General features: G+C 45.0%; 18 protein-coding genes. 13 read left to right on the plus strand and 5 right to left on the minus strand.

The genetic code is table 11. The features are described from left to right. Positions 1–13: 13 nt before the first annotated feature. From ACY0JR_RS19565 to lpcA, 5 genes are read left to right on the plus strand one after another with little or no spacing between them, the layout of a single operon-like run. Positions 14–2,050: a heavy metal translocating P-type ATPase gene (locus ACY0JR_RS19565; RefSeq protein ID WP_462635855.1), complete on the plus strand. Its 2,037-nt coding sequence runs from the start codon at positions 14–16 to the stop codon at positions 2,048–2,050. Between the two features lie 51 nt (positions 2,051–2,101). Next, a complete protein-coding gene (gene lpdA / locus ACY0JR_RS19570) occupies positions 2,102–3,496 on the plus strand; it encodes a dihydrolipoyl dehydrogenase (RefSeq protein ID WP_462635856.1) in 1,395 nt (464 codons plus the stop codon). A gap of 35 nt (positions 3,497–3,531) precedes the next feature. Next, entirely contained in the window at positions 3,532–3,984 is a 453-nt protein-coding gene (locus tag ACY0JR_RS19575) for an OsmC family protein (protein ID WP_462635857.1), read from the plus strand. A gap of 33 nt (positions 3,985–4,017) precedes the next feature. Further along, entirely contained in the window at positions 4,018–4,341 is a 324-nt protein-coding gene (locus ACY0JR_RS19580) for a hypothetical protein (protein ID WP_462635858.1), read from the plus strand. Between the two features lie 44 nt (positions 4,342–4,385). Further along, entirely contained in the window at positions 4,386–4,982 is a 597-nt protein-coding gene (gene lpcA, locus ACY0JR_RS19585; protein ID WP_462635859.1) for a D-sedoheptulose 7-phosphate isomerase, read from the plus strand. A gap of 71 nt (positions 4,983–5,053) precedes the next feature. On the opposite strand, the gene ACY0JR_RS19590 is transcribed toward lpcA, so the two are convergent. After that, positions 5,054–5,944, minus strand: a complete 891-nt coding sequence (locus tag ACY0JR_RS19590; RefSeq protein ID WP_462635860.1) for a cation diffusion facilitator family transporter — start codon at positions 5,942–5,944, stop codon at positions 5,054–5,056. A 112-nt stretch (positions 5,945–6,056) separates the two neighbouring features. Continuing rightward, positions 6,057–6,395, minus strand: coding sequence for a four-helix bundle copper-binding protein (locus tag ACY0JR_RS19595; RefSeq protein WP_462635861.1), 339 nt, complete (start codon positions 6,393–6,395; stop codon positions 6,057–6,059). A 220-nt stretch (positions 6,396–6,615) separates the two neighbouring features. On the opposite strand from ACY0JR_RS19595, the gene ACY0JR_RS19600 reads away from it, so the two are divergent. From ACY0JR_RS19600 to ACY0JR_RS19620, 5 genes are all read left to right on the plus strand, one after another. Continuing rightward, a complete protein-coding gene (locus ACY0JR_RS19600; protein ID WP_462635862.1) occupies positions 6,616–7,188 on the plus strand; it encodes a DinB/UmuC family translesion DNA polymerase in 573 nt (190 codons plus the stop codon). Positions 7,189–7,355: 167 nt separating this feature from the next. Continuing rightward, complete coding sequence (locus tag ACY0JR_RS19605; protein WP_462635863.1) at positions 7,356–7,988, plus strand: hypothetical protein; 633 nt, start codon at positions 7,356–7,358, stop codon at positions 7,986–7,988. A gap of 5 nt (positions 7,989–7,993) precedes the next feature. Beyond that, the gene (locus ACY0JR_RS19610; protein ID WP_462635864.1) at positions 7,994–9,085 is read left to right on the plus strand and encodes a helix-turn-helix domain-containing protein; all 1,092 of its coding nucleotides are present in this window, start codon (positions 7,994–7,996) and stop codon (positions 9,083–9,085) included. 249 nt (positions 9,086–9,334) lie between these two features. Continuing rightward, positions 9,335–11,158, plus strand: a complete 1,824-nt coding sequence (locus ACY0JR_RS19615; RefSeq protein WP_462635865.1) for a ThiF family adenylyltransferase — start codon at positions 9,335–9,337, stop codon at positions 11,156–11,158. A gap of 67 nt (positions 11,159–11,225) precedes the next feature. Continuing rightward, positions 11,226–11,636 (plus strand): Mov34/MPN/PAD-1 family protein, encoded by a 411-nt coding sequence (locus ACY0JR_RS19620; RefSeq protein ID WP_462635866.1) that lies wholly within the window; start codon positions 11,226–11,228, stop codon positions 11,634–11,636. 259 nt (positions 11,637–11,895) lie between these two features. Here the strand turns inward: ACY0JR_RS19620 and ACY0JR_RS19625 are convergent, their stop codons facing one another. After that, entirely contained in the window at positions 11,896–16,770 is a 4,875-nt protein-coding gene (locus ACY0JR_RS19625) for a DEAD/DEAH box helicase (RefSeq protein ID WP_462635867.1), read from the minus strand. 350 nt (positions 16,771–17,120) lie between these two features. On the opposite strand from ACY0JR_RS19625, the gene ACY0JR_RS19630 reads away from it, so the two are divergent. The 3 genes from ACY0JR_RS19630 to ACY0JR_RS19640 all read left to right on the plus strand — a co-directional run bounded on the left by ACY0JR_RS19630 (position 17,121) and on the right by ACY0JR_RS19640 (position 19,824). Further along, a complete protein-coding gene (locus tag ACY0JR_RS19630) occupies positions 17,121–18,716 on the plus strand; it encodes a hypothetical protein (protein WP_462635868.1) in 1,596 nt (531 codons plus the stop codon). 207 nt (positions 18,717–18,923) lie between these two features. Beyond that, on the plus strand, positions 18,924–19,292 hold the full coding sequence (locus ACY0JR_RS19635) for a hypothetical protein (protein ID WP_462635869.1): 369 nt from the start codon (positions 18,924–18,926) through the stop codon (positions 19,290–19,292). A 61-nt stretch (positions 19,293–19,353) separates the two neighbouring features. Beyond that, complete coding sequence (locus ACY0JR_RS19640; RefSeq protein ID WP_462635870.1) at positions 19,354–19,824, plus strand: beta-barrel fold lipoprotein; 471 nt, start codon at positions 19,354–19,356, stop codon at positions 19,822–19,824. 10 nt (positions 19,825–19,834) lie between these two features. Here the strand turns inward: ACY0JR_RS19640 and ACY0JR_RS19645 are convergent, their stop codons facing one another. Further along, positions 19,835–21,175, minus strand: coding sequence for a Fic/DOC family protein (locus ACY0JR_RS19645; RefSeq protein WP_462635871.1), 1,341 nt, complete (start codon positions 21,173–21,175; stop codon positions 19,835–19,837). 17 nt (positions 21,176–21,192) lie between these two features. Continuing rightward, positions 21,193–21,654, minus strand: a complete 462-nt coding sequence (locus ACY0JR_RS19650; protein ID WP_462635872.1) for a hypothetical protein — start codon at positions 21,652–21,654, stop codon at positions 21,193–21,195. Positions 21,655–21,725 lie beyond the last annotated feature (71 nt).

The raw sequence follows: 21,725 nt of genomic DNA on the forward strand, positions 1-21,725 counted from the left end.
TAAACTTACTGACATGGCACAAGACTGCTGCGGCGAGGAAGACCGCCAACCAACCACCAACATTGCCGCCCCGGCGGTACTTTCCCAGAAAACGATCATAGAAGGGCAAAAGGGATCTCCAACGGCCGCTCCCGCCGATCGGGAGGAAGATCATGACCACGATGGGCATGACCACGGAGGGGAGGAAGCCGCCGGATGGAGAAGCCATTGGCCGCTTTTGCTGTCCCTGGCCATATTGGCCGTGATGCTCACCCTGGAATATGGGTTTGGCTACCTCCCTCCCTTTCCGGTGAACCTGATCATCTACGCAGCCGCCTACCTGCTGGCGGGATACAAGGTATTGAACCTGGCCTTCCGCAAAGCCCTGCGCCTGGATTTCTTCAACGAGTTCTTCCTGATGAGTGTGGCCACCATCGGCGCGTTTGCCATCGGCTCCTACAGCGAGGGGGTGGCGGTGATGGTGTTCTATTCCATCGGGGAATGGTTCCAGGACGCGGCCGTGAACCGGGCGAAACGGAGCATCAAAGCCCTGCTTGACATTCGTCCGGACGAAGTCACCGTTCTAAGGAATGGTAGCCCTACGGTAGTAGACCCCAAGGAGGTTCAACTGGAGGAAACCATCCAGATCAAACCGGGCGAAAAGGTGGCGTTGGATGGTGAGCTGATTTCTGAGAAGGCGTCCTTTAACACCGCTGCCCTGACGGGGGAAAGCAAGCCTGACACCAAAGGGCAGGGTGAGAAAGTGTACGCGGGGATGATCAACCTGAATACGGTGGCGGAGGTGAAAGTAACCTCGTTGTTCCGGGACAGCAAACTCAGTAGGATTCTGGAGATGGTGCAGGACGCGACCGCCCGCAAGTCGCAGACTCAGCTTTTCATCTCCCGCTTCGCCAAAGTCTATACCCCCATCGTTTTTTTCCTCGCGCTGGCGGTGTGCGTTGCCCCGGCATTGATCGTGGACGATTATGACTTCAATGTCTGGTTCTACCGGTCTTTGGTGTTCCTGGTGATCAGTTGCCCCTGCGCCCTGGTGGTCTCCATTCCGCTGGGGTATTTCGGGGGGATCGGCTTGGCCTCCCGCAACGGTATCCTGTTCAAGGGCTCTAACTTTCTGGATGTCATGACCCAGGTGAACGCGGTGGTGATGGATAAGACCGGGACGCTGACCCACGGCGTATTCAAGGTGCAGCAAGTCGTCGCGGCCGGCAACCGGGATGAGCGGGAGTTCGTGAACCTGGCTGCGGCCATCGAGGCCCAATCAACCCACCCCATTGCCAAAGCCATTACGGATTATGCCGGCAAACAGGCCCGGGAGAAAGCCAAGATCGGGCAGGTAGAGGAAATCTCCGGCCACGGGTTGAAGGGTCTTATCGATGGGCAGGAGGTACTGGCGGGGAATGCCAAGCTGCTGAGGAAATTCAATATCCCCTACCCGGCCGAGATCGATGCCATTGTCTACACCATCGTGGTCGTGGCCGTCAACAACCAGTATGCCGGTTACATCACGATTGCCGATGAAATCAAAGCGGATGCCGGCCAGGCGATAAAGGAGATGCATGCCTTGAACATCCAAACCGTCATGCTTTCCGGGGACAAGCAGACCGTGGTGACCGAGGTGGCCAAACAACTGGGCATTGATAATGCCTATGGCAACCTGCTGCCGGAAGACAAAGTGGCGAAAGTGCAGGAATTGAAGGATGCCGGGAAACGGATCGCCTTCGTGGGCGACGGTGTGAACGATGCACCGGTGGTGGCTTTGGCCGATGCGGGTATCGCGATGGGCGGTCTGGGCAGTGATGCCACGGTTGAGACCGCCGATATCGTCATTCAGAACGACCAGCCTTCTAAGATCGTGTCGGCTATCAAAATCGGGAAGATCACCCGCAGTGTGGTGTGGCAGAATATCACCTTGGCCATGGTGGTGAAAATAATCGTCCTGGTGCTGGGGGCCGGCGGGGTGGCCACTCTATGGGAGGCTGTTATCGCCGATGTGGGGGTGGCGTTGTTGGCGATCCTGAACGCCGTCCGGATACAGCGCATGAGAGTATAGCAGGGTTGCCAATCTACGTTAATAAAAAGTAAACATTTTATAACCCAGTCTATGTACGATGTAACGATCATTGGTTCAGGTCCTGGCGGCTATGTGTCGGCTATCCGCTGTGCCCAATTAGGTTTCAAGACCGCAATCATCGAGAAATATAACACCTTGGGGGGTACTTGTCTGAACGTGGGTTGCATTCCCTCCAAGGCCGTACTAGATAGTACGGAGCATTTTTACAATGCGCGCCATAAATTTCAGAGCCATGGTATCCGAATGGACAACCTGCAACTTGATTTCCCGCAGATGCTGGCCCATAAGGCTGACGTGGTGGGGAAAACAGTGGCCGGGGTGGATTACCTGATGAGGAAAAACAAGATAGATGTGCTCCGCGGGAAAGCCACCTTGCTGACATCCCAAACCCTGAGTCTACAAGCTGGGGAAGGACCACCCTCTACGATCCAGACCAAAAACATTATCCTGGCTACCGGCTCCAAGCCAAGCTCCCTGCAGGGGGTTGAAATTGACAAAAAAAGGATAATCTCCTCCACCGAGGCCCTGACCCTACCGGAGATCCCGAAGCATCTACTGATTATCGGCGGCGGGGTGATCGGCATGGAAATTGGCTCGATGTATGCCCGTATCGGGTCAAAAGTCAGCGTATTGGAGTACACGGACACCATCATTCCCAGCATGGACCGGACAATGGGCAAGGAGCTGCAGAAATCATTGCAAAAGCTGGGTATGGAGTTTTACCTGAAGCACAAAGTGACGGGTGCCGTAAGCTCTGAATCGGGGGTGATGCTCACTGCGGAAGACAAATCGGGAAAGACGCTGACCCTGGAGGGCGATTACTGCCTGATGGCTGTCGGGCGGAAGCCTTATACACTTGGTTTAGGCCTGGAGACGGTAGGCATCAGAACGGACAAAGGTGGTCGAATTGAGGTAAATGAGTACCTGGAAACGAACGTGCCCGGCATCTTTGCCATTGGGGATGTGGTGAAAGGCGCGATGCTGGCCCACAAGGCATCGGAGGAGGGAGTATTTGTAGCCGAGCACCTGGCCGGGCAAAAGCCGCATTTGAATTACCTGCTTATCCCCAGCATCGTGTATACCTGGCCGGAGGTGGCCAGTGTCGGCTATACCGAAGAGCAGTTGGTAGCCAGTGGACAACCCTACAAAATCGGCACCTTCGCCTTCCGAGCCAATGCGCGGGCCCGTATGAATGAGGACTTGGACGGGCAAATAAAAGTGATCGCCCATGATAAAACCGATGAAATTCTCGGTATTCACATGATTGGCCCCCGGGTCAGTGATATCATTGGCGAGGCGGTGGCAGCAATGAGCTTCCGGGCAGCGGCGGAGGATATTGCCCGCATGTCCCACGGGCATCCCACTTTTTACGAGTCGCTGAAAGAGGCCTGCCTGGCAGTAGCGAACCGGGCTATTCACATCTAATTAAAGAACAACCTATACCGCTTTCCTATCCTATTATGAGTGAACACAAAGTAACCTTGCGGTGGGCAGCCGATGCGGCGCCCTTCACCTATAAAACTTATTCCCGTACCCACACCTGGACCTTTGGCGGTGGCATGTCCTTGGAGGCCTCGGCTGCCCCGGAATACTTAGGAAAAGCCGAGCTGGTAAATCCGGAAGAGGCATTTGTGGCTTCTTTGGCCAGCTGCCACCTGCTTACCTTTTTAGCCGTGGCTGCTTTTCAAAAGTTTCAGGTGCAAAGTTACGAAGACCAGGCCATAGCCACCTTAGGTAAAAACGTTCAAGGGAGAATGGCTGTTATTAAGGTCGTGTTAAAACCCAAAGTAATTTTTACCGGTGAAACCCAACCTACGGCCGAACAACTCCAGCAATTGCATCATAAAGCTCATACCGATTGCTTTATCTCCAATTCGGTTTTTACCGAAGTTTTGGTAGAACCTTCCTTTTAATATACCATAATGTATTTTTCCTAAGTAAAAATGATGAGTACCGTTCAGTTGAATAACTTGAATAGCAGTTTTCAGGTTGCAAACAAACATAACCATACCGTTCTGGTTTTAAGTAAGCTGGTTTTTAGCTTGCAGCCAGGAGAGCGGGTGCATCCCTCCCTGAGCTTGCAGGTAATAGACGAAAATGAGTTGCCCCTTCTTAACGAACTACTAGCCCCATTAGCAAAAAAAGAATATGGTGAAACGGTTGCTTATTTAAACCAGGAGTTCATGATTTGGGAGCATTTGCACGTAAAATTAATGACCCATGAACCAGACACTGCCTTTGCAGTTGAACTTTACTTTACTTTTAAGTAGGATTTAAGAAAGTCCGTCAATCATTAGCCTTTGAACCTACCCGCATGCCTCATCATTTCAGTACTCTAATTACGCGGGAGTTTCAGGAATCCCAAGCTATTTTAACTGCCTTCCTAAGGGATGAAAATAATATTGAGGCCATGGAGCAGGCTTCAATATTAATCAGTACCGCCTTGCAGCATGGTGATAAAGTAATCTCCTGCGGCAATGGCGGCTCTCACTGCGATGCCATGCATTTTGCCGAAGAACTAACCGGCCGGTTTCGGGTAAACCGACCGGCGTTGGCGGCTATTGCTATTTCAGATATAACCCATATTACCTGTACCGGAAATGATTATGGCTTTGATTCTATTTTCTCCCGCTTTGTAGAAGGATTAGGCAGGCCGGGCGATGTGTTATTGGCCATTAGCACCAGTGGAAATTCGGAAAATGTTTTACAAGCGGCGCACGCGGCAAAGGGGCGAAAAATGCATGTGGTGGCGCTGACCGGCAACGGTGGGGGAAAACTGGCAGGTTTAGCAGATGTGGAGATACGGGTTCCGCACGTTGGCTATGCTGACCGCATACAGGAAATCCATATTAAAATTATTCATATTCTGGTAATGTTAATCGAGCAAATGGTGCTAGACCCAGAGCTTTGATAAAAAAGCTGACTCTTAAATAACTTTTATTCTTAGTTAATATGCTGAAATGATTTATTTGGAATTAATGGTTACAAATGAACCTCCTGCTCTTCATAGCCCTCCTTCTCCAATTGAATAGTGGTGTGGCTGATTTTAAAATTGGCTTTTATTTGGCCGTTAATCCTTTCTAACAACTCATTAGGGACAGTTGGTGCCTGCATCACCACATGCACACTCAGGGCATTGACCCCGGAAGTAAGTGACCAAACATGCAAATCATGAACGGCTACTACGCCCGGCAATTTGGATATGATTTCGCGTAAGCTGGCAATATTTATATCGGCAGGGGTTCCTTCCAGCAATATCCCCACGGCTTCTTTGAGCAGCACCCAGGTGCGGGGCAGAATGAACAGGCCAATCCCCGCTGAGAGGATAGGATCAGCATAGTACCAACCAGTGGCCCACATGATGGTACCCGCAACAATCACCCCGATAGACGTTAGCATATCAGATAAAACCTCGAAGTACGCACCCTTCATATTTAGGCTTTCCGTAGCTCCTTTGCGGAGGACATACATACCTGCCAGATTTACCATCAACCCAATCCCGGCAATCACCAGCATGGATTTGCTCTCCACTTCCGGGGGATCCATCAAACGGAGATAAGCTTCATAAAGGATGTAAAGGGATATTCCAATCAATACTACGGCGTTGGCTAAAGCAGCTAATATTTCGGCCCGATAGTATCCGAAAGTCCTTTCAGGCGTGGCTTTCTTTTCCGCCAGGTTAATGGCGATCAAAGCAAAGATTAAGCCTCCCACATCGGTTAGCATATGCCCGGCATCCGCTAACAAGGCTAGGCTATTGGTTAAGACGCCGCCAATTACCTCTGCCAGCAGGTAAACTAAGGTAAGGCCAAGAACCCATTTGAGACGGGCTTTATTCTGACTTCGAGGTGAAATGTCCAGGTCTTGTGGCATGAGCTTCTACTTCAATCATAAACGGCAGATAAACCGATAGTGAACCGGAAACACAAGTCCCTTCCCCGACAAGGAAGGGACTTGTGTTTCCGGTTAAGGATGGTACAGGGTACTATCGCTGTGTGATTTGCTGATGGTGGGCATGGCAGGCATCGGCACACTCCTGGCAGGCTTGGGCACAGCGTTGACAATGCTCATCCTGGTGTTTACCGCATTCTTCTGCACATCTGCGGCAAACCTCTTCACAGAGAACTAAATACTGGTGGCCTATGGCCGATTGGCTTTGGAGTAATGCAATGGCATGACGGCATGAATCGGCGCAGTCACGGTCGAGCCTTGCGCAATCAGCCATCATTCCGCCCTCTGAAAGGCAGTGCAGAAAGCAAAGTTCACAGGTGTTAGCACAGTCTAGTAGCTTTCCAATTAGCTGCTGATGATTATGATTTTCCATAGTATATATATTAAAATATTAAATAAAATATACGCCTTCCTCACCTTTAAGTTCCCCTGAAAATTGTACCGTGGCTTGCATCGGCAACAGTCGTATTCAGCCCTTTAGATATGGATGGACAGCAGAATGTGAAATTTTCGTTGCAGCAAATTTAGCACCTCATAGGCAATCTTAGAGATCAATAATCAGAGGGTTGAGAATTGTAAAATAATTACGCGGGGTGCCATGCGCTGACTTGGAGGTAAAGCCACCGGCCAAGAAAGGCATCTGTACCTCCCGTTCCTTTGGCCAACCCATAACCAACCTAGGAGAACTGAAAGAGCCAGTTACCGCCTATACTACGCTCTGTGCCTTTAAGCTTAGGAAGCAGAAAAGCAGTTGCCTACAGATTACAGTTTTCATTCATGCAAACCGTTATAAGGAAAATGAGGAACAGCTTTACAATTGCAAAACTCTCCAGCTACCTGTCCCTACGAATTCCACGCTGGAGTTGGCACACTATGCGATGTTAGGTGTAGATGCCATTTACCGTCCAGGGTATAAATTCAAGAAGGCGGGCGTTATCATAGATGATATCCGACCGGCTCAGGCTGTTCAGGGGAATATCTTTGATAGAGTAGACCGGGGCAAGCACTTAGATTTGATGAACACCATTGATTTACTTTCCAGTAAAATGGGCTCCGGGATAGTAAAAGTGGCTTCCGAGGGAATAAACCAAACCTGGAAGATGAAGCAGGATTACGGTACGCCTTGCTATACCACGCGCATAGAAGATATTCTGGTAGTTCGATAGGGCAATTGGGAAACAAAGCCTAGAATAAACTACTTAAATTTTATCATTTTATACCCTACCGCCTATTAGTAGTAAGGAATATTTTTAATGTATAATTTAATTTGAAGGAATATTTTTGTTTTGTTTTACAAAAAATGCTTATATATTTGTCTTAAAGATGTAAGACTATGAAAAAACTATTACCTCAGGAAGAAGCAACGGAATACCTGCTCCCCTATTTTGAGAAACTTGTTTCCATCATTGAAATGGCCATGGCTGATGTGAAGAGACTGGAGGCAACTCACTCAGAGATAAGGGAAAAATATACAAGCTGGTCCCCGTTAGCGAAGTCTGTGATGGTTAATAATTTCATGTGCATCTATGCCGAGGAAGCCTTTTCATCTGACCCGGAGATAATCATCAACCCTTTACGCAATGACCCTTTTGGCATCTTGTTAAAGGGGAAATTATTTATTCGGTTCAACAAGCTTAACGCTGACTTGTCCCCTAGTACCAATAATGCGACAAAACGCACGGAAGACCTGAACTACCAGAATAGCTTTGAAGGATTTGAGAATATACCCTGTATTTATGCGGGATACACCTCAAACCGAGAAGCCATTGACAACATTGGTAGTATCAATCTAGTATATCGGCCCTTTAATACAGTTATCTGGAAAATAGATTTAAGAACCCGTATGGGTCAAGAGCAACCGGAAATTCCATTCTATATCGAAACCGGTGCAACAGTTGTCCCTATTGCTGAAAGAAGGGTAACGGTAAAGAATAAACCACAAGCAGACAAGACTATAGAAGGATAGGTTAAATGATGGAAACAAATATGCTTTTCCTAGGTAAGGTGAACCCCAACATGGTCATTTTAGCTCGTGAATCGCGTGGGGTTACCCAGAAAGAGCTGGCCGAAAAACTGTGCATCAAACAGGGAACGCTCTCAAAAATTGAAAATGGCCTGCAAAGTGTATCAGAGGAAGTGCTCAGTGCATTAAGTACTGAGTTAACTTATCCTGTTAGCTTCTTTTATCAGCAAAACCAATTGTACAACCCAAACCTGGTGCATTACAGAAAGAGAACCGTGTTCACCAAGAAAGATTTAGCCAAGGCAGATGCTGCCATGAATATTGGCAAAATCAATTTGGAGAAATTACTGAACTCCGTTGATATACCTGATTTACAGTTACCGAGCTGGGATTTAAATATCCACGGCTCTCCGGAGAAATGTGCTGCTTATTTACGGGAATACTGGCGTTTACCGAAAGGAAGAATAGAGAATATAACCAAGCTGGTAGAGGATAAAGGTATATTGGTGGTTCCCATTGATTTTGATTCACCTAAGATGGATGGCTTGAACATCTTTACCGACACGAACCACCCTATCATATTTTACAATCGCAATATGCCTACTGACCGACAAAGGTTGACCATTGCGCATGAACTAGGGCATATTTTACTACACTTAGGGCAACCCATTGCGGAAAACCGGGATGTGGAAGGAGAAGCGTATGCGTTTGCGGCAGAATTTCTGATGCCAGCCGCTGAAATTAAAACGCATTTGGGAAAGGTGGATATTGCCCGGTTGGCGGATTTAAAACGGTATTGGAAAGTATCCATGGCCGCCCTGATTATCCGCGCCAAAACATTGCACCTGATTTCCGATAATCAGTACCGGTATCTGTGGCAGCAAATGAGTAGCCTCGGGTATCGAACCAAGGAGCCCAAAGAACTGGATGCCAGTCCTGAGCCACCTATTTTATTGAAAGAACTGGTAGATGCCCATTTAAACGAATTAGGTTATTCAGAAGAAGAATTGGCTCAACTGCTATCATTACAAGTTGATGATTTTAATTCTCGGTACCAGGTAACAGAAGTAGCAAGGCCGAAACTCAAAATAACTCGTTAGTATTTGTCATATAATAGCTTTTAAAACCTTTACTTTTTTCTTTTTACTTAACTTAAAAATTTATGGCACAGCAAGACAATCCTGGCAAAGGGCCAGGAACACCCGGCAATCCAAATCCTCCTGGGAATCCTACCCCTCCAGGCAATCCCACAGGACCTGGGACACCTCCGGGTAAACCTGACCCAGGTCCAAAGAATCCACCTAAACCTCCTGGAGACAGACCTGTAGGATAATACTTTACTTCTTAGAATGAACTATTTACCTTGGTATAAAGCCAATCCATATTTTCTCCAAAGAGAAATAGATACCTTGACTGCTGCAGAAGTTGAGTTTGAAATAGATGCAACTACAGGCAGTCAAGGCATTATGAAGGTTAACTTGATTATTGAAAACGCCAATCCAAATTTTGATTTGGCAGGTATGCCTGAGCCTATCAGTTTAGAGGCTATTTTCCCCGATAATTATCCCTATTTCCGCCCTGAAGTTCATGCCATTAATCTAAGTCTGCCCCGGCACTTTAATCCGTTTGGCAAAAACCTGTGTCTATTACCGCGACCTACAGAAAACTGGAACCCCGAATGGACTTTAGTTTCATTTTTACAATCGCAACTCCCAAAAGTACTGGCAAAAGGGGCAATTACAGACCCGAAGCTAATTCTAGCAGACCCAAATGAGCAAGCCGAACCGGTAAGCGAATATTACAGCGTGTTAAATAATCCCATCATATTTGATGGAACAGCATTTGATACAGTAACTACTGCGGGGGCGGAAATTACCCAGATTGGGAGAATACGTGTCGGGCTTCCTGAAAAAGCATCTTTGCCAACCAGAATGGCCGTCTTAGAATCCTTTACCATGGATGGGGAATCAATAAGCCAGCTTCCGGATTCATTTAATAAGCTATTCCCAACCAGGTTTGACGGGGTCTTAGTACGCTTATCAGAGCGACCACCACATGGCAACGGACCGGAAGACTTAAAATGGCTGAATAGTTTAATGGCAAAACAAACGAACATTCTTTCTTTGACCCGTAAGCCCGTGCCCCTAAAGGGTGGTAATAAGGTAACTGGAATTATAGGACTTAATTTTCCGGAAGAGGTAGGGCCCGGTGTTATGGGTCTGGGGTGGTTATTTTTAGTTACTGGAACAGTTGATGAACAAATTACAATTGGAAAAAAGAAGTCGCAGACTTTCACTAAAAAATTTGCTTATTACGCCAAGGCCATACGGGTTGGGGAGGCAGATTTACAAATAAGGGTACCAAAGCTAGTGGGGCTAAAGCAACACAAAATTGCTGTAGTTGGTCTTGGGGCATTAGGGGGTCCTGCGGCTATAGAATTTGCCCGTAACCAAGTAGGGGAACTTAGGGTTATGGATTATGATATAGTGGAGCCCGCTCCTACTGTGCGGTGGCCATTAGGACTAGCTGCAGCTGGACTATTGAAAACACAGGCAATAGAAAACTTCATAGCTGAAAATTATCCTCAGACTAAAGTAAAAACCTTTAATCATAGGGTTGGCGGTGTCCGTCCATTTGCACCTAATATTCTGGAAGGAATACCAACAGAACAGCAGGAAATGGAAGAGCTATTAGAAGGGGTTTCACTCTTGTTTGATGCCTCCGCCGAATCTGGGGTTAGCCATTTCCTTTCAGAAGAAGCAAAAAAGAGAAAAATACCTTACATCTGTATTCACGCAACCCCAGGAGCTTGGGGCGGCTTGGTTGTGCGGGTAGTGCCTGGCAAAACCGAAGGCTGCTGGATGTGTTTAAAACATGCCCAAGATACCGACCTCATACCGGTTCCTGTAAAAGATGATTCAGGTGAGATACAAGCTGCGGGCTGCGGCAACCAAACATTTACTGGAGCCAGCTTTGATTTGCAGAATGTGACTTTGGCTGGTGTCAGGCTGGCCATATCAACTGTACTTTCTGAAACTCCAGGAGGCTACCCAGATTTCACTTGGGATGTGGGTGTAGTTAAATTGATGGATGACCAAAACCCTATTGCCCCTACTTGGGAAACATTCTCTTTGAAAAAACATCCTAATTGCCCTTATTGCTCTGGTGAATAGCCCTTTACATACCGTTTGGCTCAAAGAATCAGCGTATAATATTATTCTGATAGAAACAATTAAAAAAATGCCCTTAGAAACTGGGGGTATCTTAATGGGCTATTGGGGAAAAAATAATGAGGCTGTAATTACTGCTGTTATTGGCCCTGGCCCAAAAGCTATTCATTTGAAGCGGTCATTTATTCCGGACAATGAATATCACCTTAATGAAATTAGTACCCATTATGCTACAACCGGACGAATTGAAACCTATTTGGGGGACTGGCATACCCATCCGAAAGCAAGCGCATATCTAAGCGACCGAGACGAGGAAACACTAATTGCAATTGCAAATTATAAGGAAGCCCGGCTCCTGAAACCACTGATGATGATTTTAGGAACTAAGCCATTTGGCATGAAAGTATGGATGCATTCTTATGAGAAGCAATTATTTTACACTAAAAGGGTAATTTCAGAGTGTAAAATAAGAATGTATTAATGAACCTGCATTAGAGTGTTTGAAAAGCGTTTTTGCCAAAGCAAAAAACTATCTCTGTTTTCGCCCTAATTCCTGAAAAACAGGCCGAAAACAGAAAACACATTATACTGTTCATCTTCAAGCACAATAGGACTTCACTAGCCAACGGGCAATAAAAACTGTTGACTAACCTACAATTTTGCCTTTAGGTGATAGCAATAGTTGTTTTTGGCTTGTTTTCCTAAAAACAGGCCAAAAACAACTATACCAAATTACTCTTTTAGAACTCCAGCTTTGGCAAATCTTCCACTATGTCTACCGTTTGCACACTTACATTGATAACACTCAATAGTAAGTCTAAAATATACCGTGGGTTGCCAACTTCTGCTGACCAGTCATTAGGGTCGTTTTTAATGCCACTGTCTTTATGGGTGGTTACCTGGTAGCGTTCCATTACCCATTCAATGGCACTTTTGCCGTTGACCGTGTACTCATAGGCTTTGGCAGGAATGTTCTCAACGCAAACTTTGCTGTTGTAGAGAATGCAATCTTTCTGGCCTTTTTTAGGGAAGCGCATCTTTTCTACTTTATAGAAACCACTCTCTGCCCCGGTTACGGTAATACCTTCATAGGCAGGTACGCTTTCATAATTGATATGCAGGTCTGCTAGGGCTTTCCCGGCTTTGCTGAACTTCCAGAAATCGCGCACATCTTCTACCAAGGGCAGACGGGGCAGCATTTTCTTTAGGTCGTTGGCAAATAGGGTGCGGTAAGTAGGGCTATGCAGGAAACCATAAACGTAGTAGAAAATATCTTCTTTGCTGACGTTTTTGCCGTATTGCTTCTTTGCCCGTTCCAAAATAAAATCACTAAGGCCATCCCGGCGGATGTACTCACTTTCTCCGGAAGCATCAAATAAACCGGGGCTTTGCTTTTCGCGTTCTTCGTAATAATACAGAGGGAAAGTTTGCCCACCTCCATTACCTGTTTTCGTATAACACAAATCAGGCATTGAATCTGCTATCAATACAGAAAAACCTAAGTTTCCTTCACCAGTCAATGAAATAACTAAGTTTTTATGTTGAGGTGAAGGGAAAAACCTTAAACTTAGCCCAGGGCTTTCAATAAAGGCTTTGTCAAAATATAGACGTTGTTTAAAATACGGCCGATAAAGCCCTATTTTAATTTTGTCATCTTTGTATTTATGTTCTATTCCCTTATTGACATCATTTCGCAAAGAACGCGTCCAACTAATACTTTCAGGATTTGAACTTATAAAGGATTCTACTTTTAAATCTTTATTATATCTTTTTGCGATTGCAAATTCGTTTTGTTGTTCATCATAAAATTCAATCATTCTTTTCATGTTATTCTCCAGCTGCCGCTGACATGAATTATAAACCCATGCATCTCTATTAGTAGAGACACCTATGGCATAAGCATTAAAAAATGTTTGTGTTTTTAAATCAAACTTCCTTTCAGGCTCCAAGGGAATAAAGGAGCTAAAAGTATCATTCCGCTGATTAAGCCAATCCCCGTGCTCATTAGAAGATAGTGTCTTCCACGGTATGGCTACGTTTCCCATAGATTGAAAGTCTTTAACTAATGAAAGCTTTTCTTCACGACTTAAATAATCACCAATATCGTGATAGTAAATAGTAGCCTTTTTGTCAGATTTCACTGATTTCTTTACTAGTAATGTTATAGAAATCGGGGTTCTGGAGCCAGAACCGAATATTTTACCGCCTTCTTTTCGGGATAACTCGCCGCTGGTGCGCTGATTACCTCTTAAATTAAAAACGTAAATAGAAGAAAACTCATCTTCTAAAGACTTCCGAAATCCATCAGTACTATTCCCATCAAGCCAAGCACCATTTGAAACAAAGCAGATGATTCCACCATTGTCATCTAACCTATCACTACTCCACCTAAAAGCTTTTATATAAGCATCATATAAAGATTTATTAAGACCAGCAACGGACTTCCTTGCATAAGTTGCCGCTATTTTAGCATCCAGCCTAGGATAGTCTTGATTTTGAGCATTATCATTAGCCGACTTTTGTCCAATTGAATAAGGAGGATTACCCATTATTACCCGCAAAGGCGCATTCTTCTGCGACATGATACGCTCAAAGTTCCTGGAAAAAGTAGTTTCAGTACCGTACTGAGTGGTCTTTAATTCGTCCAGCTGAAAAGTATCAGTAAGAACAATGCCTTCAAAAGATTGGTATTGCTTGTTCTCCTCTAACTGGTCATGGAAAGCGTTCTCAATGTTTACAGCCGCTATGTAATACGCCAGTAATACAATTTCATTGGCGTGCAGCTCCTGTTTAAACTTGCGCTCCAAATCCTTTTTATTAATTAAGCCACTCTGCAACAAGCGGGTAATAAAGGTGCCCGTGCCCGTAAAAGGGTCAAGCACATGCACGTTTTCATCGGAAATGCTGCGGCCAAATTCTTTCTTCAGCACATCATTTACCGAATGGATAATGAAATCCACTACCTCCACGGGCGTATAGACAATGCCCAGCCTTTCCACCATTTTTGGGAAGGCTGTTTTAAAGAACTTGTCATAAAGCTCAATAATAATGCGCTGCTTTCCTTCGGCGTTGTCAATATTACTGGCCCGCATCTTCACAGACTCGTAGAATTTATGGAGCGTTTCAGTATCCTTCTCCAATGCCCCTCCTTCCAGTAAATCCAGCATGGTTTGCATACTTACCGAAATAGGGTTGTTGTTCACAAATGAATACCCCTCAAACAGAGCTTCAAAAACCGGCTTGGTAATTATGTGCTGGCTCAACATTTCTACCGCCTCATGCTGGGTAATGCTGGGGTTGATGTTTTTCTTCAACCCATTTAAAAAACCGGCAAAAGCTTCTTTGTGTGTTATGTCTTCATTTATCAGCTTGTGTATGCGTTCCGCCTGGCGTTCGGCAATTTCAGCTACGTTTTTCGCCCATTGCTCCCAATAGCGGCGGTCGCCTACTTTTTGCACCATACGGGCAAACACCACATTTTGCAATTGCTCAAATTGCAGCGCTAATTGGTTAGCCAAATTTTGATTGGTAGTATAACTTGCCTGGTCATCGGCTGCCATAGGCGAGCCGTCCGGGTTAAAGGCATATTCCGGACGCCCTACAATGATTTGCTCCGGACGGTGTTTATTCAGCTCTATTTTATTAACGGTCGCATTAAAGCGGTCATCATGGGCACGCAACGCGTTTAATACTGTCCAAACCACTTTGTAGCGGTCATTATCATCTAAGGCTTTGTCTGCTTCCACATTGCTGGGTACTACCACCGGTATAATAATATACCCGTATTTCTTTCCTGCTGCTTTCCGCATTACCCGCCCTACAGATTGCACCACATCTACCTGTGAGTTCCTGGCAGACAAGAACATCACGGCATCCAGAGAAGGCACGTCTACCCCTTCGCTTAAACAGCGCACGTTGGTAAGTACCCGGCATTCATTGTTTTCAGTTTCTGCTTTCAACCAGCCTAACAATTCATCCCGCTGGGGAGCTGTCATGGTACCGTCTATGTGTTGTGATGCCACCGACACCATTTGCTCTTTTTTCTCGTCGGGCAAGGAGTTGATATAAGAATTGGTAGCGGTCATAAAATTGGCCGTTATCTTTTTAGATTCTTCTATGTTGCGGCAAAAGGCCAAAGCCCGGCGCATCGGCTCCGGGTCACTCTCTTTCATAATGCCAGCATCACCCAGCATCTTTTTTGAGAGCGCGTTTACGCAACCTATCAGTTTAGAAGCATCATCGGTAGTAATTTCACTTTCCTGGCCAGCAATCATTTTTTGTACTGCTGGTGGCACATCCTGGTCGCTTAATGTAAGAATCAGGACTTTATAATCGGTGAGCAAATCCCTAGATACTGCTTCCCCAAAACCAATTCTGTATATTTCCTCGCCGTACAGCTTCGGGTCGTCCATGGAGCACAACACGGCATCGGCCTGGGCAGCTTTGCTTTTAGTGTCATCGCTGTAGAGCCGGGGGGTAGCTGTCATGTACAACCGCTTTTTCGCTTGCAGGAAAATTGGGTCGTGTACCTTGGTAAAAGCCGATTCATCCTCTCCGGCCAATGCTACTCCCGTGGTTCGGTGGGCTTCGTCGCAAATAATCAAATCAAAAACGCCAATACCAATATCAGATTGGAGTAGTTGCTTTTGCGCCCGTGCAATTACCTCAATAGATTGGTAAGTGGAGAAAACCACCGTCATGCCTGGTTTTCTGTTTTCTTTTATGTGCCTGAACTGCTGTAGAATATCATTTACGTTGGTAGATGCGGGCAAGGCTAAATCAACCACGCTGAAACTATCGGTGTCCTCGTTTTTTGTTTTCTTACGGGTTATTTCAGGGTCTGAGCAAATACAAATAGGGTTAATAGGCTCCAGAGCATCTGCAGACCACTCCCGCAGCGTTTGCCCCAACAAAGAGATAGAGGGTACCAAAAACAGAATTAATCCCTTACCATCTGTTTCATTTTCAGCAATACGCAGCGAGTTAAAAGTTTTACCGGTGCCGCAAGCCATGATTAACTTACCGCGCTCCGACGCTTTAAAATGCTCATGAGTTTTGCTTAAAGCGTCTTTCTGGTGCGCACGCAAGTCTTTCTTAGGAGTTCTGGCTGCTTCGCCGTGAATCCCCTGCTCCAGCTTTTCCCATTCTACCGGTGCTTCTCTTAAATCATGAAGGTTTAACCTGGTTACCGGCGGGTTTTGATTTCTAATGGCCTCCTCGGCATTGCTTCCCCATTTCTTACCAATGGTATCAATCCATAGGCGATGCGCAAAACGAATAGATTTAAAGTCTTCAGATTTGAACTCCCGGCTAGATGTGGAAAGGAAGGAATCTACCGCCGGTTTATCTATCATGGCATTCTCCTGATAGCATTTACATTGGATGGCCCAATAATCGCCATCTACTGTTAACCCAACTAAATCTATACCAGTGTCACCTCCTCCTAAATCATTGCGCCCCGGAAACTCATTCCAAAGCCATACCTTCTTAAACAGGTATGCATATTTTGGGTCCGTTTTAAGATAGGCTTGCATCAAACGCTCAAAGCGTTCACCTTTATCACGTTCTGAAAAGGATATTTCCCGGTATTTATCTAGTATTTTCTGAAAGCTCATTCTGGGCTATAATTAATTTCTATCCACCTATAACACACTTATCCACTGAAACATACTGCTTTACCAATAGAAAGCAGGTTTTCTAAAAACCACGGTTAGGCTTTAGAACCCCTTCCTTATGCAGCATTGAATATTTGGGCAATGATTTTTGCACTCAAGTAGGAGTAGGCAATGTGTAAAAAGGCAAGGGATAAATTCTTTGCAATTGGTAAATATAATGCTTTATGGCAAACAGGTTAAGTGAAATTAGTAGCCGCATCTCTACTAAAAGTTACATTCCACTTAAATCCTTATAAAAATAATTTAATTTTGAACATTTCAGCTAAGCTGGAAAAGTATTATCTTTTAGCATGGAAGTGGAAAAAGACGCGGGAAATGTATATGCCTACAATGTAGAGGAAAAAATTATCCATATTTCCGAAGCACGCAGTGGTAAACAAGGATACTTTTGCCTGGGCTGCAGGCGGGAAATGCAAGCCGTCAAATTTAAGATTGAGAATTATCAATCGTACTTCAGGCATGACCCTAAAGGAGTAGAGCCAAACAGAAAGTGTACCTACTCAGATGAAACCCACCGGCATAGATTAGCCAAAGATATTCTCCAGCAAATCAAGAGGATTAAAGTTCCACCGGTCTACAAGTACCCTCCAAAAGGTCATGATGGGTTAGCCAATCTACTACTAGAGGACAGATTCATAGAAGCATGCACGGTAGAAAATGAAACTTGCTTCTATGATAATGAAAACGGGGAAATTAAGTGGGGAAAGAAAAAAGACGTAGACGAGCGCTTCCTACTTATCCAACCGGATGTTACTTTTTTTGATAAAGACTACCGCCCTATCCTTTTTATTGAACTTGTGGCCACCCACAGTCTAACACTAGAGAAACGGGTTAAAATAAGGCGGTTAGGAATTGATACTATTTTGGTCCGCATACCGAAAGATTCTCCGGAGGAAATAGAGAACACCTTTTACAAATCAGAACAAACAAAGTGGGTATATAACAATGAGCAAGAACGCGCTGAATACATACCAGTTCCCAACCCAGATGCAGTGGGAGTACCATCAGTTGATGAACTCCAAAGAAAGCTTTTTGAAGAATCTTTCGAGTGCCGAGCAGCGCAAATTAGAAGCTTTGTACGTGGAATTAACAAATGCCTGGCATCGCAACCATACCGAGATATTGAATCAGGATTTAGAGACGAAATATCAAGAGTTGAGGGAAATACAGCAGATAATCAAGAGCGACTGCGTGGGCTTCAAGAAAAGCATCGAGCAGAGCTTGTCGGCAGATATTCAGAAGAAGAAGCAAAAGTTGATTACGCAAAAGAGCAGCTTAGAAGAGAAGAGGAAAGATTTCGAGCAAACGCAGCAACATTGGAATCTACATATAGAGTCAATGTCGCAGGAATTAATGCAGAAGCGGAGATTCTTGAACGAACAATCGCAGAAGAGGAAGAAAGCTTTGGAGCAGCTGGACTTACTCTTAGAGAAAGAGAAAGAGACCTTAATGCAGCTGCAGACTCTGCTAGAAGAGAACTTGAGGCAGCAGGAGTTAGAATCAACCAGATTGCGGGAGAGGCGAGAAGTCTATCAAGCGAATTTGAACAGCTCAAAGAACACACTAGAAGACAGTTTGCAGACCTTGAAAATTATGAAAGCAGAGAGATTGAAAGAATTCAGGAGTCAGGCAGAGACCTTCCGGCTAAATTTGAACGAGAGAGAGAATTTCTTGAAGCAAGATATAGAGAATTACGAAATTCAACTGCTAGAACAGTTGAAAGCCGAGATGTTAAAGGCGGAACAGAATTGTCCCGAAGAATTAAAAGAGCTCTACAATCAGGGTCAATCCTCGCAGATTTCCAGCAGAACCTCGAACATTTCAAACGAAACAAAAAAGCTTGGGAATGCTTTAAGTCGGGGGCTTACAAGGATTGGCTTAGATAAGAAGGGGGTTGATGCTCCAAAGTTTATAGAATTGATGGAGAAACATTTGCTTTCAAATTCTACTCAGTAAGTTTATTTTACAATTGCGAAAATATACTGTGTAGCTTTCCTGTCTCAACTGATTCATTTTTAATCATCCAGCAAAGGAAAACAACTTTTAAAGTTAATTTAAAAATAATCTATACTGATTTGGATTCATCTTACAAAATGATACACATTAAACACCCAGAGGATAAATGTAATACTTCACAGGAAAGTTTTATTTCTGCTGCTCCCATAGAAGAACGGCGCTTTCATGAGTTACTTTTTACAATTGGAAACGCAACTATAATTTATCACAATAGGGCAAGAGACTTTGAGCCTTCCGAAGCGGATTATTTGGAATGGCTGGAAGGATTACCAGCCAATGTCCGTGCTGGGATGGAGAAAAGGGGCTTTAAAGAATGCCGAGACATCTTATCCTTTACCCGCTACGTGATGGAGAAAAACGATATTGGACAAGAAGAATTTATCCGGAACCTGGTTGGCGAGGCCATCTATGAAGAATATTTACAAACCTGTGTGAAACAAGCTTAAAATAACTTCCTGTTTTTCTGAGCCTAGTTAAATATTAAGACGTATAAGTTTTTTATAACTTTTGTCTAATTTTTTAAAGCTCGATGAAATGAGGAAATATTATCAGCTCCTGGTTCTTATCCTTTTGTTTTCTTGCAGTGAGGATAAAGACATAAATCCGGATGGTAGCACCTACAAAGTAATAATTGAACAGTCCGGGGATTACATGAATTACAATAAATCATTGATTGCGGTTACTCCTGACATGGATGGCCAAACATTGAAATTCAACAGCGTTGAGAAAAACCAAACAACGGACAACTATTTAGAAAACGCTGATTTATCAGGTTCTAAAATCACATTGGTTTCTCAGAACCCTTCCAAAGAAATCGAATTTAATTTTATCATCAGTCCTATCCCCGTGGCTCCCGCCACTGCTGGCCCGATGGCAATAAAATTTACTTTTTATAAAGATGAAAAGTCAATAGGCGAAAAGTCATTTCAATACATAGATGATTTTGATGTGAGACAGGATAACCTAAAATTCAAATAGAACTAACTACTTACTGCTCTACCCCTCCCCTATCCAGGTCTCGCCCACTGATAGCGTTACTCAGGCTCCGCTCGGGTTTTTCTAGAATATTAATGGCTCTTTTGATATCATTAATAGAGCCTTCTTCTTTTAAGCCTGGAATTGTAGCCGAAACATCGAGCGCGTTATTGACGTGCGCTTTGTTCACTCCTCCGACATAAGGGACTTTGGAAACGAATTTTGCCACGTCTTGCAACCGCTCCCCTTCCGTCACTTTCCCATGGGATTTCAACTCCAAGCTTACGATGGCTGAAGCTTTAATAAAAAGCTCTTTTGCTTCCGTGTGATTCTTCGGCTGGCCACTCTGGAGTTGTTGCGCTGGCAAAAGTGCCTTTGGAGCAGGAATCTCCTTCCCGGCGGAAACATATTTCACCTGGTCCAAGGCCTTTGTGAACCGCTCGGCATCTTGATAAAGATAATGGTCTGGTTTCGCCCCTCCCTCTAGGATGGCTTTACTAATGGTGCGCAAGTCCTTGTCGTGGACTTTCAGGTTCTTAGGTTCTTCCACAATATTTTTCACCTGCTGCTTTACCGCAATATCCCAACGGTCAGCTATCCGGCCACCGGTCACCTCCAACTCCCGCAGAGCTTCTATGCGTTTAATGGCTGCGGATGGCTCCGGCATCTTGGAAGTACCTTCTGACCTAGCCCTTTCAGCTTCCATTCCAGGTAATGGAGTAGTGATTTCATTTAGAAAAGCTTTCAGCGGAGCTAAGTTTTTAGCTGCCTCCTGAGGAGCGTATGGTTTTACAATTGCAAAATTCCTGGCTTCATTGTACTTGGCAGGGTCTGCCCTGTTAAAGTCAATATCATAACCGGCTTCTTTCCCTAATTGAGTAAGAGCGACTTGCAGGGTTCTACCGTTACCCTCCCGAAAAGCATGCACATGGTTATATTGGTCTAAATAATAGGCGGCGCGAGCTATGAATTTTTCCGTGCTTAGCCCTTTCAGGTTGTTTTCCTGCTGGAGCTGTTTGCTTATGGCTCCTAGACGCATTTCTATCTCCTTGAAAGGCGCATATCTCATTTCCTGGGGCACCTGGTTGGTAAAGGTTTCCTTTACGCCTTGAAAGCCTCCCCTGTTTGCCCTGGTTTCACCGGCCCAAGGATAGACTTTTTGGAAAAGCTCCCTATGTATTTTTTGCAAATGCTCCTGGTCAAAGTTACCGGGAATACCACCCTCTTCTTTCAGGATAGCCGCACTGAAACCAGCAAACTTATTTTCCAGACGCGCCAGAACATCCCTATTCCGGATACCCTTATGGTTAATTAAGACCCCGTTCTCATCACTGAACCCGTCATTCCTAGCCATTCCTGCAATTGTAAATATTAATTTTCTTTCTCTCCTTCTTCCTTATTCTGAAAAAGGTCGGGCAAGATTAGCTTAGGCATCTTCCCGGATAACCCCTTCCCATTTTGGGCTTGGGCTGATGATATTCTTCTATTCCAATATTCTTCATCGGAATCAGGCACGTCTGAAACAGCATTGGCCGCTTCCTCGGGAACGGCCAATGCTATGTTTGCTGGTTCAGGTTCCGGGCTAGGTGAATCAAGCCCGTGGTACTTCGTCAATTCATCTAAGGCTTGCCGAAGGGTCCATTCTCCGTCAACATACTTCTGCATGAATTCCATGGCTTCTCCGTCCGGCATCGGGCCATTGCTCATAACAAGTGCAAATCCGTGGTTTGCGATGCTTTCGCGCTCCGCTCTCTTTGTCAGTTCCTCAATACTCAATCCTGCTGGGGCGGGCTTGAAAAAGGTGCCTCTGGGTTTCCAATTGCGATTTTCCATACTTTATTTTCACTCAATTTTCTATACAATTTACGCAAAAAAGGCCAAAAAAGCAAGCAAAAACAGTAGCC

It is taken from the genome of Rufibacter sp. JT3400010 (assembly GCF_054956755.1).